We start from the raw sequence: 15070 nt of genomic DNA, 5'->3' as shown, positions 1-15070 counted from the left end.
GTTGGGAAATCCGTGTATACAATGGCGTTGCATCCGAGTCAGGAGGATTGTGGTTGTTTCACGTTTCCGACGAGAGGGACGCGGGTGCTGCATTGCGCCAAGGATGCGACGCATTGCGGCATCCGATGTGGTGCGTTGCGCTATCTCGCGGTGGGAGGTTGCCGCGTCCACTCCGTGCGCGGTATTCGGAGCGGCATGGCCGTGAATGCATGGAGGAAGGGCCTGCCCGGCCTTGTCGTGGCGACGGGCCTCGTGGTGGCGGCGCTGGTGTACGCGCTTCGCCAGGACCCGGAGCCGGTGACGCCGGAGTCTCCCGCCGTCGTCAAGCAGGCCGCCACGCCCACGGCGCCGCATTCCGAGGCGCGCACGCCGCCGCCTCCTCCACCGCGGGCCACGCCGCCGCCGTTGGACCTGACGCGGCCGCCCGAGGAAGTGCCGGACGACAACGCGCCCAAGGTGCACCCGGTGGACCTGCAAGTGATTCGCGCGAAGCTGCCCGACAACCTCTACTGGCGGATGGGCGCGCCCACGCAGGACCCGGCGGAGCTGGAGCGCCGCGAAGCGGAGTCCCGCCGCTGGAACGAGCTCTACGGCAAGGTGCTGTCCGCCGATGCCACGGTGGAGCAGATTCGCGAGTACTACGGCCACCGCCGTCAGGTGTCCGAGGACTTCATCACCTTCTCCACCGAGGTGTTGTCCCGGTTCGGTGACGTGCTGCCGGAGCGGGACCGCGGGCTCTACGAGCTGAGCATCAACATGCACCGCACGCGGCTGGCGGAGCTGCCGGCGCAGGAGCAGGACGCGCTGGACCGGCGGGAAGCCCAGGAGCGCCGCCGCGAGGCCTGGCGCCAGGGCCTTCAGTCGCCCTGAGCGCGCTCCCGGGCGTGCGGCGGAGACTGTCCATCTCCGGACAGTGCCTCCGCGGGTGCACCCGGCACGCCTCGGGGTGGGGAAGGGCGTTCCCCCCGAGCGGCGAGAATGTCGGCTGCCTTGCAGATTTCCGGCGCGTGGCAGTGGGGTGGGCGCGGCGGAAATGTTAAGCGGCAGGTACATCGCCTTGGCCCGTTCTCACACCGACCGCGTGGACTCACTCTCGACCGGACAGGACCCTGGTGGCGCCAGCCACGGCGGGTCGGACGCCAGCGGGCTGGATACCGCCCTGCTGGACCAGATGCCGGAAGCGGTCGTGGTCTGCTCGCTGGACGCAGTCTGTCTTCATGTGAATCCCTCCCTGGAGCGGCACCTGGGCCGGCCGCGCCAGGAGCTGCTCGGCCGGAGGCTCTGGGAGCTGCACCCGGAGTGGACGGAACGTTCCTTCCAGGAGCGCTTCCTCCAGGTGGCCCGGACGGGCGAATCCGCCGAGTTCGAATGCCACACCGAGCTGCAGGACCGCTGGTTCGTGAAACGGCTGTTTCGCGTCCATGAGCGGGTCGTCCTGTTCTCGCGGGACATCAGCGCGGAGAAGAAGCAGGAGGCGACGCTTCGGGCCCTCTACGACGAGATGCGCCGGGCGCAGCGGCACGCGGCCTTCCTGGCCCAGGCCAGCGAGGTGCTGGCGTCGTCCCTGGAGCACGACCTCATCCTGCAGCGCATGGCCCACCTCGCCGTTCCCATCCTGGGTGACGCGTGCTCGGTGGACCTCCCCATGCCGGATGGGCAGGTGCGCCGTGCCGCCGCCGCCTTCTCCAGGCAGGAGATGGTGGGGCCCGCGCAGGACTTCCAGGCGCGCTATCCCATCCGCCTGGAGGACGCGGCGGGTATCGGCAAGGTGCTGCGTACCGGCGTCACCGAGTTCACCCCGGACTTTCCCGCCATGCTCGCCGCCGCCCAGGGGGGCAGCTCGGCGTACCGGCGGGCCGTGGAGGCGCTAGGCATCAGCGCGTACATCATCGTCCCGCTCATCAGCCGGGGCCGGGTGCTGGGGGCGCTCACGCTGCTCAATTCGGAGTCCCGGCGCAGGTACACGGAGGCGGACGTGCGGCTGGCGGAAGACCTGGCCCGCCGCGCCGCCACCTCGCTGGACAACGGCCGGCTCTACACGGAGGCGCAGGAGGCCGTGCGCGCCCGGGACTCGTTCCTGTCCGTGGCGTCTCACGAGCTCAACACGCCGCTGACCTCGCTCATGCTCAACATCCAGGCGTTGCGGCGCGACATGGAGCCGCGCGCCAGCAATGGCCCCGCGTCACCGGAGGCGCTCTCCACGAAGGTGGTGGCGGTGCAGCGGCAGGTCTCCCGCCTGTCGAGCCTGGTGCGCGAGCTGCTGGACGTGTCCCGCATCACCGCGGGGCGGCTGCGGCTGGAGCGCGAGGACCTGGACCTGGCCGCGCTCACCCGCGAGGTGGTGCCCCGCTTCACCGAGGACCTGGCGCGTGCGGGCTGTGCGCTGCACCTGGATGCGGGGGGCGCCGCCACTGGCCATTGGGACCGGCTGCGGCTGGAGCAGGTGCTGCAGAACCTGCTCTCCAACGCCATCAAGTACGGCCGGGGCCGCCCCATTGAAGTGCGGGTGGGGGCGGATGCGTCGCGCGCCTGGCTGTCGGTGAAGGACCAGGGCATGGGCATTCCACCGGAGGGGCGCGCGCGTCTCTTCCAGCGCTTCGAGCGGCTGGCCAGCGAGCGGCACTACGGCGGACTGGGGCTGGGCTTGTGGATCGTGAAGCAGATCGTGGACGCCATGGAGGGCCGCATCCACGTGGAGAGCGTGCCCGGCCAGGGCTCCACCTTCACCGTGGAGTTGCCGCGCCATCCGGCGTGAGCAGGTGCGAGCGGACGCCGGAGGACACCACCCACAGCTGATGGGAGGTGCGCGTCACCGCCACGTGCAGGCGGCGGCGTGACTCGTCGTCCACCGGGTAGGCCCGCGCCGTCACGTCTGGGAGGATGACGTAGTCGAACTCCAGGCCCTTCACGCTGCCCACGTCGGTGACGTCCACGCCGGGCTCGAAGGTGAACTCGCCGTCGCTCACCAGCCGCGCCCAGGGCTGGTCGGAGACGACGCGGTAGATGGTCTTCGCGGACTCGGGGCTGCTGGCGATGACGCCCACGGAGGCGTGGGGCTCGCGGGCGACGAGGTCCCGGAGCGCCTCGCCGATGAAGAGCTGCGCCTGGGCCTCGTCGGGGAAGTGGTGGAAGCCCACCGGAGCGCCCGCGCGGCCGGTGGCGGCGGCCTCCGGGGCCTGCGCGCCCAGCACCTGCCGCGCCAGTTCCACCACGGGCCGGGGGCACCGGTAGGAGACCTGAAGCCGGCAGGTGGCGGCGTCGAGGATGTTGAGCTCGTTGAGGACGGCGGGCCAGCCCGCGAAGCCCGCGTCCGTCTGCTGCATCTCGTCGCCCGCCAGCGTGCAGCTCTTGCTCTTGCCCAGCAATTGGCGGACGGCGAAGAGCTCGAAGAGGGAGAAGTCCTCGGCCTCGTCCAGCACCACGTGCGCCAGCCGCTCCAGGCCCAGCGAGGTGTGCTGGGCCTTGAGGAACATCAGGACGGGCAGGTCGTCCAGGTCCACCGTGCCGGCCATGGCGTCCGGCGTGTCGTCCTCGATGGAGCGCCCATCCACGGTGATGAGCCGCTCCGCGTCGGTGATGTGCTTGAGCGCCTTGGACAGCGGCGTGGCGAGCTGGAGGCGCGTGTGCTCCAGCGTCTCGTCGATGGCGGTGCGAGGAATCTCGCCCTTGGCGGCCGTGACGACGCTGTCCAGGAAACGCCGGTCCATGTATGCGTCCGCCATCCGCGTGCGCAGCCGCTCCAGCGTGGTGCCCGCGTCTGTCTTTGGCACGCCCACCCGGGCGGCCAACGCGCGCCGCAGGGTGGGGTGGCGCTTGAGGCGGGACACCAGCGGCGGCGTGTCATTCCACAGCTTGATGCCGGGCACGTTGAAGGCGGAGCGCGCGGCGGCGAGCAACCAGGCATCCCGCGTCTGCACGGCCACGTTGCCCAGGCCCAGCGGCGCCAGCAGCCGGCGGGACAGCCGCGCCAGCCCTTCTTCCGGGACGATGAGCTTCATGCGGGCCTGGGGGAACTTCTGTGGCTCGTCGAAGGCCAGCTTCGCCAGCCGGTGCAGCGCCACGGTCGTCTTCCCACTGCCCGCGCTGCCCAACACCAGCAGCGGCCGGTCCGGGCCGGTGCTGAGGGCCTCGTACTGTTCGGCGTCCAGCATGGCGGTGACGCCAAAGGCATCCTCGATGCGCCGCGCGCCCTTGCCGGTGCCCAGGAACTCCGGCCGCGCCGCCGTCCCCGCTCCGCCCGACTGGAGCGTGGCGAAGTCGCGGTTCACGCTGCGCCATGTGCCGTCCGCCAGGCGCTCCAGCACCAGCGCGCCGGAGATGATGCGCGTCAATACGCCGCGCTCGATGATGACCAGCCGGCGCGTCTCCACGCTGCCCTCGGCGAGCCGCTCACCGAAGTACTCCTCGTAGTCGTCGCCTTCCTCGTAGCAATAGAAGACACGGGCCACGGGGGCGAAGCGCCAGTCGATGACGCGCACGCCAGCGCCCACGTCCGCGAACGTGGTGCGGCCCAGCAGGTAGTCGCGCGGGCCGCTTTCGCCATTGAGGCGCAGGTGCGCGAAGTAGGGCGCCTGTGGGTCGGGAAGCTTCACGCCCTCCTGACGGTCCAGGAGGGAGCGCATCTGGTTCATCTGCGCGAAGATGTGCGGCAGGTCGGCCACGGCCGCGGTGGCGGCGTCGTCCCGCAGCACCTGCAACTGGGCGACAAGTCCCTGGGCGTCCTGTCCGCGTGCGGACTTGCGCCGCGCGGCTTCCAGCGTGGACTGAACACGGGCCAGCAAGGCCTCTTCCTCGGCGATGATGGCGCGGGCATGGTCCGGCAGCGACGCCTCGACGTGGCTCATGCGCGGCAAGGTGAACCTCGGCGCCGTATGCGTCAACCTGTTGTTTTTCCTGAGAGAAATGCTGTCTTTTTGGTACTCTGTACCAGAAAGGGATGGACATGCGCGGTGTGACCCAGCGGCTGCTGCTGGTGGGGCTGGTGTTCCTGGCATGTACGGCCTCCGCGTCCCGCAAGGTCCTGTACGAGAAGGAATCGCCCTACACCCTCATCTCGGTGACGGAGGACGAGGAGGGGCGCCGGTACCTGGGCTTCGACGCCTCGGGCGCGCTGCAGAGCGTGGTCTGGCCGGGCAAGCCGCTGGACCTGGTGCTGCCCTACACGCAGGTCTCCATGGTGGGGCTGGCCTACGTGCCCGCGCCCAAGCGCATCCTCATCGTGGGGCTGGGGGGCGGGGCCATGCCCATGTTCCTGCGCAAGGTGGTGCCCCGGGCGCACATCGACGTGGTGGACATCGATCCGGATGTGGTGACGGTGGCCAGGCGCTACTTCGGCTTCCGGGAGGACACGCTCCTGCGCGCCCACGTCGGAGACGGCCGGCGCTTCATCGAAGCCGAGCGGCCCGCGTATGACCTCATCTTCCTGGATGCCTATGGCCCGGACAGCATCCCCGAGCACCTGGCCACGCAGGAGTTCCTGGCGGCGGTGCGAGCGAAGCTGAGCCCCCGGGGCGCGGTGGTGGGCAACGTGTGGGCGTTTCCGCCCAACCGCCACTACGACGCCATGGTGCACACGTGGCAGGTGGCCTTCACGCAGTTGTATGAGTTCATCGTGCCGCAGAGCTCGAACCGCATCCTGGTGGGCGTGGGGTACGAGGAGAAGGTGGCCGCCAAGACACTGGAAGCGCGCGCGGAGAAGCTGGAGCGCACCCGGGGCGTGCCCTTCGACTTGAGCGGGCTGGTGGACCGGAGCTACACGGACGCGACGGAGCGGCAGCTGCGAGGCAAGGTGCTGAAGGACGCGGACCTGCCGAAGCCCGAGTCTGTGACGACGCCGGCGCAGGTCCGCTGAGCGCTTGTAGGGGGGCTTGGGCCTGCTTCACATCGACGTGTCTGCCTTCAGCGGCCCGTCCATGGGGGGGACCACGCCTTGGGATGCCGATAGCGGTCCTTCCGGGCGTCGAGGTAGGCGCGGAGCTTCGTGAGCGCGGGGTGCGCGTTGTCGCTACGCCAGACCAGGGAATGTGGATACACGAGCATCGGGTTGCGGATGGGAATGCGGCGGAGGTTGTACTCGGCTGGCCACACCAGCCGGATGTGTTCACCTACGAGTGTGGCCAGGCTCGAGGAGCCGGCAATCACCTCCAGGAGCGCATCGATGCCGAAGTCGGGACCGAGCGTGTCGATGGTGAGCCCGAATCTCGCGGCGAGCTCGTCGTAATAGGCGGCCCACTCTGTTCCTGGGACGATGAAGGGCATCCAGACCTTGTGCTTCGCGAGCTCGGCTGGCGTCAGCGAAGTCGCAGCGGCGAGCCTGTGCGTAGGGCTCGTGAGGAGCTCCACGGCGTCGTCGAGCACTCGAGTCGCCACGACGCCGTCGGTCAGTTGCTGCGCGGGACGGGTGATGGCACGAAACGTCGCGTCGATCGTCCCGGCCCGCACAGCGGCCAACGCGGTCTTCGCGTCGAAGAGATGCGTGACGACGTCGATTTCAATCTCGGGATGGGCGCTGTGGAAGTCACGAAGGATGCGTGCGCTCCCGAGGTTCGGCCTGACCACGTCGACACGGAGCCGACGGCGGCCAGGGCGCACGGAATCGGCTGCCCGCTCCGCCGCTTCGAGGAGGCTGCGAGCATGAGGCAGGAACACCTGTCCGTCGATGGTGAGCTGAACGCCGCGTGGCGTCCGGACGAACAACCGGGCCCCGAGGCTGGCTTCGAGCGCGGCGATGCGCTTGGAGACGGCTTGCTGTGTCAGTGACAGCCTTGATGCCGCCTCTTGGAACTGTCCCGTGTCGGCGACGGCAATGAAGGTCCTCACCCCATCGAAATCCACGCTGCCCCGCCTCCGTTGCTCCAGTGTCGTCAGCGGAGGGTACCAGGGAATGGCACAACCCGCGGTTGTGTCTCAGGGGATATCAAGTTGTTTGATGTCTCAGCGATGCACTGGCTAGGGTCCTGTTCAACGGCACGCACGTCTTCAATGGCTGCCGTCATTCCAGGAGAACCGTTCCATGCATGGCGAGAAGCCATTCCTTCCTCGGGAGGTGCTGATGGGCACCCCTGAATCAGCGGTCATGTTCAGCAACATCCGGCGAGCGATGCGCCTGACCGTCGAATTGAACAAGCGCGCCTTCGATGATGCCGAGGAGATCAGAGCGCTCTTCAGTGAGCTGACCGGCAGGAATGTCGACAGCACGTTTTCGCTCATCCCGCCGTTCTATACCGACCATGGCGTCAACATCCGCGTCGGGCGGAACGTGTTCATCAACCAGTGCTGCACGTTGATGGACATCGGCGGTATCGACATCGCTGACGACGTCATGATTGGCCCGAAGGTGAACCTCATCACGTCGAGTCACCCTCTGGAGCCCGCCAGGCGGCGTGCTTCCGCGGTCGCGAAGCCCATCGTGCTCCAGCGGAATGTCTGGATTGCGGCGGCCGTCACGATATTGCCGGGCGTGACGGTGGGCGAAAACTCGGTGGTGGGCGCCGGAGCGGTGGTGACCGAGGATGTGGCGCCGAACAGCTTCGTGGCGGGCGTCCCCGCCCGGCTGGTGCGACACCTGACTTGAGGGGCCAGGGGGCACGCCTCGGTGCCCCCTGGCCTCGCTCAATGTCAGGCGTTGGCGATGGACTTGGGCGGCAGCTTCAGCACCTGCCCGACCTTGATCTTGTCCGGGTCCTTGAGCTGGTCCTTGTTGGCCTCGAAAATCTTCGGGTACAGCTTCATGTCCCCGTAGATGTCCTTGGCCAGCTTGCTCAGCGTGTCGCCCGACTGGACGGTGTACAGGCCATACGGCGTCTCGTGCGCGACGGTGAGCATGACCATGACCTCGTTCTGCCAGTTCGGATGTCTGGCCTTGATCTGGTCCCACATCCGGTCCCGGTCCCAGGCGTAGTCCACCGTCCCCTTGATGATGAGCTTGCCGTTCTCCTCGCGCGACTCGACCTTGGCGCCCACGTTCTTCGCCACGTCGAGCACGTCCTGGTAATCATTCTGCAAGGCCATGGTTGCTCCCTTTCGCCTGCGCACGCCGGAACGGGCGTGGTGCTGGGCGGGGCGCAATGTAGCCGCCTGGCCCGACGTACCCGTCGCGCCTCAATGCCGCTGGGCGCGCGGATGGCGGACGGTCAACAGAGCCGGCCCCGCGCCTGTCTCGGATAGACGGCGGGCGGAGGGAGAGGCGCTCCTCCCGCCCCGCGCGTCAGCGCCATGCGTTCGGCGCGCGCGGTCACGGACAGTATTGCAGCGCGCACTCGTGCCGCTGGTCGATGCAGACCTGCGTCTCCTCGGGGTCCCCAAGGGCCTGACGAATGCATGCGGTGTAGGTGGTATGGCAGTCTTCACAGGTGGTCAGCGCCTGGACTTCGGCCCCGTGTGCCTCGTCCGTGCTGGCGGGGTTGTCCAGTCCCGGGTCCATGCCGCCACAGCCCGTCCCCATGAAGACCGCGGCCAGCGCCACGCCCATCCACGTTGCTCGCATGATGCCTCCCCCGTCGCGAAGACGGTCCTGTTGCGTTGTGGATTGCCAGAATTGCGGAGGTGCCTGGATGTGGCAATCGCGCCTGGAAGTCCCGGCCCTTGGCCTGTCTTCCCGCGGATGGTATGAGCATTCCGTCCGTCTGGCCTTGAGTCCAGGGCCAGCGTGGTTCGTACACGGCCTTCGCCTCGTCGCTGTCGAGATTCACTTCCGCTCGGGGGAGGCGGTGGGGTGTGCCCCAGCGCGCCGCTCCCGGGTTCGTCCTTGGAGCTTGGATGTTTCGCCCGCGTGTCTCCCTCCCTTCCGTCTGGCGGCCCCGTGCCGCCGTCGTCGCCCTGACGCTGCTGCTGAGCGCGTGCGCCACGCTGCCTCAGCGTGGGCAGATCGTCATGCGTGACGTGGCCTTCCCGCTGCGGGACTTCCGCTTCCCCTCGGGGCTCCGCGTGGTGGTGGAGCAGGATGCCCGCTCTCCCGTGGTGGCGGTGGTCGCGGTGGTGGGCGCGGGGGGCTCCAGTGACCCGGGCGGCAAGGAGGGCCTGGCGCACGTCGTGGAGCACCTGGCGTTCCGTTCCCGCCACGCGGGGAGTCCGTCGGTGTGGCGGCGCCTGGAGGCGTCGGGCGCGGGCTTCTACAACGCCTCCACCAGTTTGGATTACACGTCCTACGAGACGCTGGGCCCCAAGGAGGCCTTGCCCGTTCTCCTGAAGCTGGAAGGCCAGCGCCTGGCCGCGCCGCTCGCGGGCGTGAGCCCAGAGGTGTTCGCGGTCGAGCGCGAGGTGGTCCGCAACGAGCTCCGCCAGCGCAACGAGACGGGCTACGTGGGACAGGTCTTCAGCTGGTTGAACGCCGCGGCCTTCCCCGGTGGACACCCCTACGCGCGTCCTCTCGCAGGGACGCATGAGTCGCTGTCCGCGCTCAGCCTGTCGGATGCGCAGCGCTTCGCCCGGGCGCACTACCGTCCAGACAACGTCACGCTGGTCATCGCCGGCGACGTGGACCTGGCGGCCGTGGAGGCCACGCTTCGGGCAAGCCTGCCCGAGGCCTGGGTGGGCACGGGGGCACCCCTGGCACTGGAGGCGCGCCTGCCCACGCAGCCCGCGGCCCCGGCCACCACGCCCGCCCAGAAGTCGGTGCCCGTCTTCACTGCCGCCGTGCCCACCCCGGAGGTGTATCTCTCCTGGGTGCTGCCGCGTGGCTTCGATGAGTCCAGCGCGGTCCAGGACTTCGTGCGCGCCACCTTCAGCCAGAACCTCTGGGGCGCCGTGCGCAACGACGGCGACATCGCGGACATCTCCACCAACCTGATTCCGGGGACGCGCGCCTCGCTGCTGGTGGTGCGGGTGCGGCTCAGCCGGGGCGACGACCCGACGCGCTCGGCGGGGAAGGTGTTGGACCAGGTGCAGAACGCGTGGGTCCAGGAGATCCAGCCCGGCTCCGTGCTGGGCCGCGAGTTCGACTTCCAGGCGACGCGCCGGCAGGTGGTGACGGGCATGGTGCTGGAGTCAGAGGACCTCATGTCTCGCACCGAGCGTCGGGCGTTGCTCACCCACTTCACGCAGGACGTGCGCTCCTATACCCGCTCGCAGGTGGCGCTGATGGGGCTCGTCGGCGGCAAGGTGACGGACTTCTCCTATCAGTGGCTACAGCGGGACCGGGTGCGAATGATTGTCGTCCGTCCCGGTGAGGTGCCGGGCGCGGCGACGGCGGCCGCCACGCTGTCCGCGGACGAGGAGCCCTGGACCACGCCCGCCGAGCAGGTGACGCCGTCCATGACGGCGGCGCTCGATTCGCCCGTGCAGGTGCTCAAGCTGGACAATGGCATGGAGGTGCTGCTCGCTCCGCGTCCGGGCCTCCCGGTGGTCCGCATCGGCGCGGCGCTGGGCGGTGGTTCGTCCTACGGCGCGAAGTCAGGGGTGGCGGACCTGGCCAACTGGGGCTCCTTCCGGGAGTCCTGGTTCGAGGGCCGCCCCAGTGACTGGGGCCTGCATTCGACCTCGTCGTTCCAGCGCGACCACCTGCGCGTCGGCATCTCCGGCACGGCCGGCAACGTCGGCAACATGTTGGCGATGCTGGCCGAGCAGCTCGACTCCACGCGGACCTCCGAGGACGTGGTGCGCTTCTACCGCGAGCAGGTGCTGCCCTGGCGTCAGGCGGTGGACTCGAATCCGGAGCTCCTGGCCGAGCGTCACCTCCAGAAGGCGCTGTACGGCACGCATCCCTTTGCGCGCGAGGCCACCGGCGCGGACCTGGCCCAGGTGTCCTGGACGGAAGCCGAGGCGTGGCTGAAGGACGTGTATCGCCCGGCCAATACGGTGGTCGTCATCGCCGGAGAGTTCGACGTGAAGGAAGTGGAGGGGCTGGCGCGCAAGTACCTCGGCGGTTGGAGCCGGGGGAAGGCGGCGCCCGTCGCCACGCCGGCCGCGCCTGAGCTGCCGGCGGCGTCTTCCGAGGCGACGGTCCTTCTCTCGCCGCGTCCTGGCGCGAGCCAGGCTCAGGTGCAACTGGCCTGCCGACTGCCCACGGCCACGCCCGAAGCAGAGGCGCGCTACGCGTTGATGGCGGAGCTCATTCACAATCACGCCTCGGGTGAGATGCGCTCGCGCCGGGGGGCGACGTACGGCTTCTCCGCGCGGCCCTGGCTGGGGCGCGGCGGCGCGGCCCACCTGGTGCTGGAGGGCGCGGTGGATGCGCAGCGCATGGGTGAAGGCATCAGCACCGTGAAACAGCTTCTCGCGTCCTTCGCGAAGGAGGTGCCCGCGCACGCGCTGGAGCGGGCTCGCAGGGGGATGCTGGCGTCCCAGGCCGTCTCCTTCATCAGCTCGGAAGCCTGGGTGAACGCGCTGCTGACCGCGCGCGTCCGGGGCTTCGAGCCGGACACGGTGACGCGCCGGCCCGCGCTGCTCCAGACGGTGACGGCCGAGTCCCTTCGGAAGGAGTTCGAGGGCTGCTCCCAGCGGCTCGTCGTCTCCATCACCGCGGATGAGGGCAAGGCGCGGCCCGTCATCCAGGCCATGTCCCAGCCGTAGCCCACCCCGGCCCCCTGCCTGCTGGCCGTCCCACCTGGCAGGGGCTGTCGTCCACCTCCGTGTCCCTGGCTGCTTATCTTGAGGCCGCCGGGGACCAGCCAGGGAGGCGCCGCATGCGGTGGCAGGGTGGACGTCGCAGCTCGAATGTCGAAGACCGGCGGGGCAGTGGCCTGGGCCGCCCGCTGGCGCTGGGGGGCGGCGCGGCCTCCATCGTCGTGGCGCTGCTGGTGCTGCTGCTCGGAGGAGACCCTTCCGAGCTCGGGCTGGGCGGAGGCGAGGACCCTCGGAGCGTGGACGGCACGGGCGGTTCGGGCCAGCCCTTGGACCCCCGGCAGGAAGAGCTCAAGGACTTCGTGTCCGTCGTGCTCGCGGACACGGAGGACACCTGGCCGGAAGTGCTCGCGCCCGTGGGCGTGCAATACGCGCAGCCCCGGCTGGTGCTCTTCACGGACGCGGTGCAGTCCGCGTGCGGCTTCCAGGAAAGCGCGGTGGGGCCTTTCTACTGTCCACCGGACCGGCGTGTGTACCTGGACCTCGGCTTCTTCGACGAACTGGACCGGCGCTTCGGCGCGCCCGGTGACTTCGCGCAGGCCTATGTCGTGGCGCACGAGGTGGGGCACCACGTGCAGAACCTCCTGGGCATCTCGAGACAGGTGCAGTCGCTGCGCGGACGCCTGTCCCCGGAAGAGGCCAATGCCCTGTCCGTCCTCCAGGAGCTGCAGGCGGACTGCTTCGCCGGCATCTGGGCCCACCATGCCCAGCGTCAGCGGCAGTTGCTGGAGTCGGGGGACGTCGAGGAAGGGCTGGCCGCGGCGAGCGCCATCGGTGATGACACCTTGCAGCGGCGCGCCCAGGGCTACGTCGTCCCGGAGTCCTTCACCCACGGCTCTTCCGAGCAGCGCGTCACCTGGTTCCGGCGTGGGCTGGAGCAGGGCACGCTCGAGGCCTGTGACACCTTCGGCGACGCAGGCCTCGGAGCGCGCTGACGGTGTGCCGGCGGGGCCCGGGTCAGCCGAGCCGGTCCACCGGTACCAGCAGCACGTCGCGCAGGCGCCAGTCCAGGCGCTTGAGGTCCTCGGCGGCGTTGCCCAGCCGGGTGACGAGCTCCGGTCCCCGCTCCTTCGGCACCAGGCGCACGTCCGCGCAGAAGACGTGTCCGTCCTCGCGCACGCGCACCTGAGCGGCCTCCACCCAGTCCAGGCCGCACAGGGCCTCGTGAATGCGGCGCGGCAGCGGCTCGGCGTGCTTCGAGTCGAGCGTGCGCGGCGTGCGGTCCATCAAGTCACCCAGCGCGGTGCGCAGGTGCCGCTGTCCGTCCCAGGCGATGTCCAGCGCGATGACCCCCGCCGCCACCGCGTCCGCCCACCACCAGCCCATGCCGATGCCCAGCACGCCCAACATGGCGGCGACCGCGGTGAGCCAGTCCGCCTTGTTCATCAGCGCGTCGGCGTGAAGCACCTTGTCGTGGAGCGACTCCGCCAGTGGCAGCTTCGCCCGTCCCAGCAACACGGACGGAATCGCCGACCACAGCAGGGCCGCCAGCATCAGCCAACCCATCCACACGGTGTGGCCGAACAGCTGCGTGGTACCGATGGAAGGGTATTCGGCGCGCACCAGCTTGAGCACGGACTCCACGAACAGCCACGTCCCCATGAAGAGCAGCGCCACCGAGCCCACCAGGTACGCCACGGTGACGGCGCGGTGGTAGCCATAGGGGTACTCGGCGGAGGGCTTCCGGTGCGCCACCTTGCTGCCCACCAGGAAGGAGATGGGCGGAATGAGGCTGAGCAGGTCCTCCAACCACGCCGCCTTCATGGCCTGGGACGCGCCCAGCGTGAAGTAGATGACGACGATGGCCGACGCCAGGTACGCCAGTGACCAGGCCTCCAGCCGCTGCGCGCGCTTGAGGGCGCGGTGCTTGTCGTCAGGCAGGTCTTTCGGGTCCACCGGGCCGCGCGCATGTCCGGCGCGTTGCCGCCGTTGGCGCCAGCTCATCGCCGGTCCTCCTCGGAGGTTGTGGGTGTCTCGCCGGCTCTGGCGGAGGCGAGGAGCCGCTGCCGGATGGGCTCTGCGTGGTCGAGGACGAAGCGGTCCACGGTAAACAGCCAGCGGTTTTCGCCCGCGGGCACCACCCAGATGCGCTGCTCCTCGCGAAGCACGTCTTCGCCAGCGGCGTAGCCCCAGCCATCGAGCTGCCAGTCCCAGGCGGCCCGAAGGCCCGGGGCTTCATGCAGCCGCTCCACCTCGCGAACCCGGGCGCCCAAGGACTGAAGCTGCGGCCCGGCGTCACTGCCCGGCGCCACGGAGACGGAAGCACCCTCCAGGGACTCCGGAACGGTCTGCCCCGGCGGCGCGCCCACCCGCATCCGGGTGGTGAGGTAGGGCTGTCCCGCGCCCAGCTGCTTCACCCAGGGGGACTTCGCGGTGATTCCTCCGACGACCACGTCCACCGCTCGCTCCTCCAGGGCGTGCACCAGCTCGGCTTCCGGCGCCACCGTCCAGGACACGCGCGCCCCCAGCTGTTCGGCGAGCTTCGCCACCGCCTCGGCTTCAGGCCCCATGGGCTTGCCGTCCTGGAGGCCCGTCCAGGGCTCATGGCGCACGAGCCCCGCGCGCAGCACGCCATCTCGGACGATGCGCTCCTGCGTCCCGTGGGTATCCCGGGGAAGGCCACAGGCCCCCAGGAGCAGGGCCAGCCAACCGAACAGCAACACTCCGACACGCCTTTCACCGCGCACCGTCTGAGCCTCCCTTCGGTCCGTGAATCGCACCGGGAACGGTAGGTACTCGGCGGATGAGGCGCTACGCGCCTCGTGCGCTCCTCGGAGTCACGGCGAAGAGGGGACCGCCTGCCTGCTCGCGTGCTCGGAGCGCGCTCAATCCAGGTAGCCCCAGCGCTCCTCCTCGAAGACGAAGAAGGGGCGCCCGAAGGGAATCCTGTCCGTCCATCCCAGCACGTGACGGCGTGCGTCCGCCGGGCCGCTCACGTCGTAGGTGAAGCCGAAGTGAGGACCGCTGAACCTGGCGGGTGGCAGCTGGGAGAGGAACTCCGGCACGAGCTGCTCCAGGGTGTCGGGGAGCTGTCCGTGCCGGGCCTGGTAGGCGCGGCAGGCCGCGATGAGCGTCTCGGCGTTGCGTTGCGCGCGTTCCGCCTCCTTCTTCCCGGGGCGGAGCGCCATGTACAGCGTCAGGGGAATGCCGACGGCATTCCGCAGCAGCCCCCGAGCGGTGCCAAGGAATCGGTGGAGCGTCATATGGGCGCGACCATCGCATGACTGACGACTGCCTATCTTCTCCAAGAGGAGGACATCGCCATGCCAGATGTGGAAGCGCCGCGGCCGCTGTCCGAGCCGCCAGACGAGGCGGAGGAACGACAGAGCCGCTACATGGAGGAAGAGCCGGGCCACACGCCGGGGAGCGCGGAGGGCGACGACGAAGACGCGCCGCACCGTGTTCGCCCCTACCCGGACCCGGACCACACCCCGGGGCGGGCAGAAGGTTGAACCCAAGGCCGCCGGGAGGGCTGACCTGCCAGAGGACGTGGCAGGTGCAGGAATTCGCG

At 69.6% G+C, this 15070-nt stretch carries 14 protein-coding genes; 7 read left to right on the top strand and 7 right to left on the bottom strand.

Annotation, left to right across the window (positions count from 1 at the left end; genetic code table 11):
• The first annotated feature begins 195 nt into the window (after nucleotides 1-195).
• Nucleotides 196-870, top strand: a complete 675-nt coding sequence (locus BLU09_RS14210) for a hypothetical protein (RefSeq protein ID WP_090490091.1) — start codon at nucleotides 196-198, stop codon at nucleotides 868-870.
• 163 nt (nucleotides 871-1033) lie between these two features.
• Nucleotides 1034-2755, top strand: a complete 1722-nt coding sequence (locus BLU09_RS14205; protein ID WP_306440780.1) for a PAS domain-containing sensor histidine kinase — start codon at nucleotides 1034-1036, stop codon at nucleotides 2753-2755.
• Here the strand turns inward: BLU09_RS14205 and BLU09_RS14200 are convergent.
• On the bottom strand, nucleotides 2724-4844 hold the full coding sequence (locus tag BLU09_RS14200; RefSeq protein WP_090490434.1) for an ATP-binding domain-containing protein: 2121 nt from the start codon (nucleotides 4842-4844) through the stop codon (nucleotides 2724-2726). The genes BLU09_RS14205 and BLU09_RS14200 overlap by 32 nt on opposite strands.
• A gap of 92 nt (nucleotides 4845-4936) precedes the next feature.
• Between BLU09_RS14200 and BLU09_RS14195 the strand changes: the two genes are divergently transcribed.
• Complete coding sequence (locus tag BLU09_RS14195) at nucleotides 4937-5851, top strand: spermidine synthase (RefSeq protein ID WP_090490089.1); 915 nt, start codon at nucleotides 4937-4939, stop codon at nucleotides 5849-5851.
• A 47-nt stretch (nucleotides 5852-5898) separates the two neighbouring features.
• Here the strand turns inward: BLU09_RS14195 and BLU09_RS14190 are convergent, their stop codons facing one another.
• The gene (locus BLU09_RS14190) at nucleotides 5899-6819 is read right to left on the bottom strand and encodes a LysR family transcriptional regulator (protein ID WP_244171711.1); all 921 of its coding nucleotides are present in this window, start codon (nucleotides 6817-6819) and stop codon (nucleotides 5899-5901) included.
• A gap of 193 nt (nucleotides 6820-7012) precedes the next feature.
• Here BLU09_RS14190 and BLU09_RS14185 point away from each other — a divergent pair, with 193 nt between their 5' ends.
• A complete protein-coding gene (locus tag BLU09_RS14185) occupies nucleotides 7013-7573 on the top strand; it encodes a sugar O-acetyltransferase (protein ID WP_090490087.1) in 561 nt (186 codons plus the stop codon).
• Between the two features lie 44 nt (nucleotides 7574-7617).
• On the opposite strand, the gene BLU09_RS14180 is transcribed toward BLU09_RS14185, so the two are convergent.
• A complete protein-coding gene (locus BLU09_RS14180; RefSeq protein ID WP_090490086.1) occupies nucleotides 7618-8010 on the bottom strand; it encodes a LysM peptidoglycan-binding domain-containing protein in 393 nt (130 codons plus the stop codon).
• Nucleotides 8011-8233: 223 nt separating this feature from the next.
• A complete protein-coding gene (locus BLU09_RS14175) occupies nucleotides 8234-8485 on the bottom strand; it encodes a hypothetical protein (RefSeq protein WP_244171710.1) in 252 nt (83 codons plus the stop codon).
• Between the two features lie 272 nt (nucleotides 8486-8757).
• On the opposite strand from BLU09_RS14175, the gene BLU09_RS14170 reads away from it, so the two are divergent.
• Together BLU09_RS14170 and ypfJ are read left to right on the top strand one after the other, a co-directional pair.
• A complete protein-coding gene (locus BLU09_RS14170) occupies nucleotides 8758-11508 on the top strand; it encodes a M16 family metallopeptidase (protein WP_090490084.1) in 2751 nt (916 codons plus the stop codon).
• A 113-nt stretch (nucleotides 11509-11621) separates the two neighbouring features.
• Nucleotides 11622-12494, top strand: coding sequence for a KPN_02809 family neutral zinc metallopeptidase (gene ypfJ, locus BLU09_RS14165; protein ID WP_090490083.1), 873 nt, complete (start codon nucleotides 11622-11624; stop codon nucleotides 12492-12494).
• A 22-nt stretch (nucleotides 12495-12516) separates the two neighbouring features.
• On the opposite strand, the gene BLU09_RS14160 is transcribed toward ypfJ, so the two are convergent.
• The 3 genes from BLU09_RS14160 to BLU09_RS14150 all read right to left on the bottom strand — a co-directional run bounded on the left by BLU09_RS14160 (nucleotide 12517) and on the right by BLU09_RS14150 (nucleotide 14762).
• Nucleotides 12517-13503 (bottom strand): cation diffusion facilitator family transporter, encoded by a 987-nt coding sequence (locus BLU09_RS14160; protein WP_090490082.1) that lies wholly within the window; start codon nucleotides 13501-13503, stop codon nucleotides 12517-12519.
• On the bottom strand, nucleotides 13500-14222 hold the full coding sequence (locus tag BLU09_RS14155; RefSeq protein WP_090490081.1) for a transporter substrate-binding domain-containing protein: 723 nt from the start codon (nucleotides 14220-14222) through the stop codon (nucleotides 13500-13502). The genes BLU09_RS14160 and BLU09_RS14155 overlap by 4 nt, the downstream gene beginning before the upstream one ends.
• Before the next feature lie 162 nt (nucleotides 14223-14384).
• Nucleotides 14385-14762: a hypothetical protein gene (locus tag BLU09_RS14150; protein ID WP_090490080.1), complete on the bottom strand. Its 378-nt coding sequence runs from the start codon at nucleotides 14760-14762 to the stop codon at nucleotides 14385-14387.
• A 60-nt stretch (nucleotides 14763-14822) separates the two neighbouring features.
• Between BLU09_RS14150 and BLU09_RS14145 the strand changes: the two genes are divergently transcribed.
• A complete protein-coding gene (locus tag BLU09_RS14145) occupies nucleotides 14823-15011 on the top strand; it encodes a hypothetical protein (protein ID WP_011555432.1) in 189 nt (62 codons plus the stop codon).
• Nucleotides 15012-15070 lie beyond the last annotated feature (59 nt).

Origin of the sequence: Myxococcus virescens (assembly GCF_900101905.1) — a bacterium.
GTDB classification, from domain to species: Bacteria; Myxococcota; Myxococcia; order Myxococcales; family Myxococcaceae; genus Myxococcus; species Myxococcus virescens.
The sequence above is the reverse complement of the archived record's forward strand: the minus strand, read 5'-3'. Positions and strand labels throughout refer to the sequence as shown.

What these genes read in the sequence shown, in the direction of transcription:
- ypfJ (WP_090490083.1), top strand. Translation starts at nt 11,622, where the DNA reads ATGCGGTGGCAGGGTGGACGTCGCAGCTCGAATGTCGAAGACCGGCGG.
- BLU09_RS14150 (WP_090490080.1), bottom strand. Translation starts at nt 14,762, where the DNA reads ATGACGCTCCACCGATTCCTTGGCACCGCTCGGGGGCTGCTGCGGAAT.
- BLU09_RS14195 (WP_090490089.1), top strand. Translation starts at nt 4,937, where the DNA reads ATGGACATGCGCGGTGTGACCCAGCGGCTGCTGCTGGTGGGGCTGGTG.
- BLU09_RS14180 (WP_090490086.1), bottom strand. Translation starts at nt 8,010, where the DNA reads ATGGCCTTGCAGAATGATTACCAGGACGTGCTCGACGTGGCGAAGAAC.
- BLU09_RS14170 (WP_090490084.1), top strand. Translation starts at nt 8,758, where the DNA reads ATGTTTCGCCCGCGTGTCTCCCTCCCTTCCGTCTGGCGGCCCCGTGCC.
- BLU09_RS14200 (WP_090490434.1), bottom strand. Translation starts at nt 4,844, where the DNA reads ATGAGCCACGTCGAGGCGTCGCTGCCGGACCATGCCCGCGCCATCATC.
- BLU09_RS14210 (WP_090490091.1), top strand. Translation starts at nt 196, where the DNA reads ATGGCCGTGAATGCATGGAGGAAGGGCCTGCCCGGCCTTGTCGTGGCG.
- BLU09_RS14145 (WP_011555432.1), top strand. Translation starts at nt 14,823, where the DNA reads ATGCCAGATGTGGAAGCGCCGCGGCCGCTGTCCGAGCCGCCAGACGAG.
- BLU09_RS14185 (WP_090490087.1), top strand. Translation starts at nt 7,013, where the DNA reads ATGCATGGCGAGAAGCCATTCCTTCCTCGGGAGGTGCTGATGGGCACC.
- BLU09_RS14175 (WP_244171710.1), bottom strand. Translation starts at nt 8,485, where the DNA reads ATGCGAGCAACGTGGATGGGCGTGGCGCTGGCCGCGGTCTTCATGGGG.
- BLU09_RS14205 (WP_306440780.1), top strand. Translation starts at nt 1,034, where the DNA reads ATGTTAAGCGGCAGGTACATCGCCTTGGCCCGTTCTCACACCGACCGC.
- BLU09_RS14160 (WP_090490082.1), bottom strand. Translation starts at nt 13,503, where the DNA reads ATGAGCTGGCGCCAACGGCGGCAACGCGCCGGACATGCGCGCGGCCCG.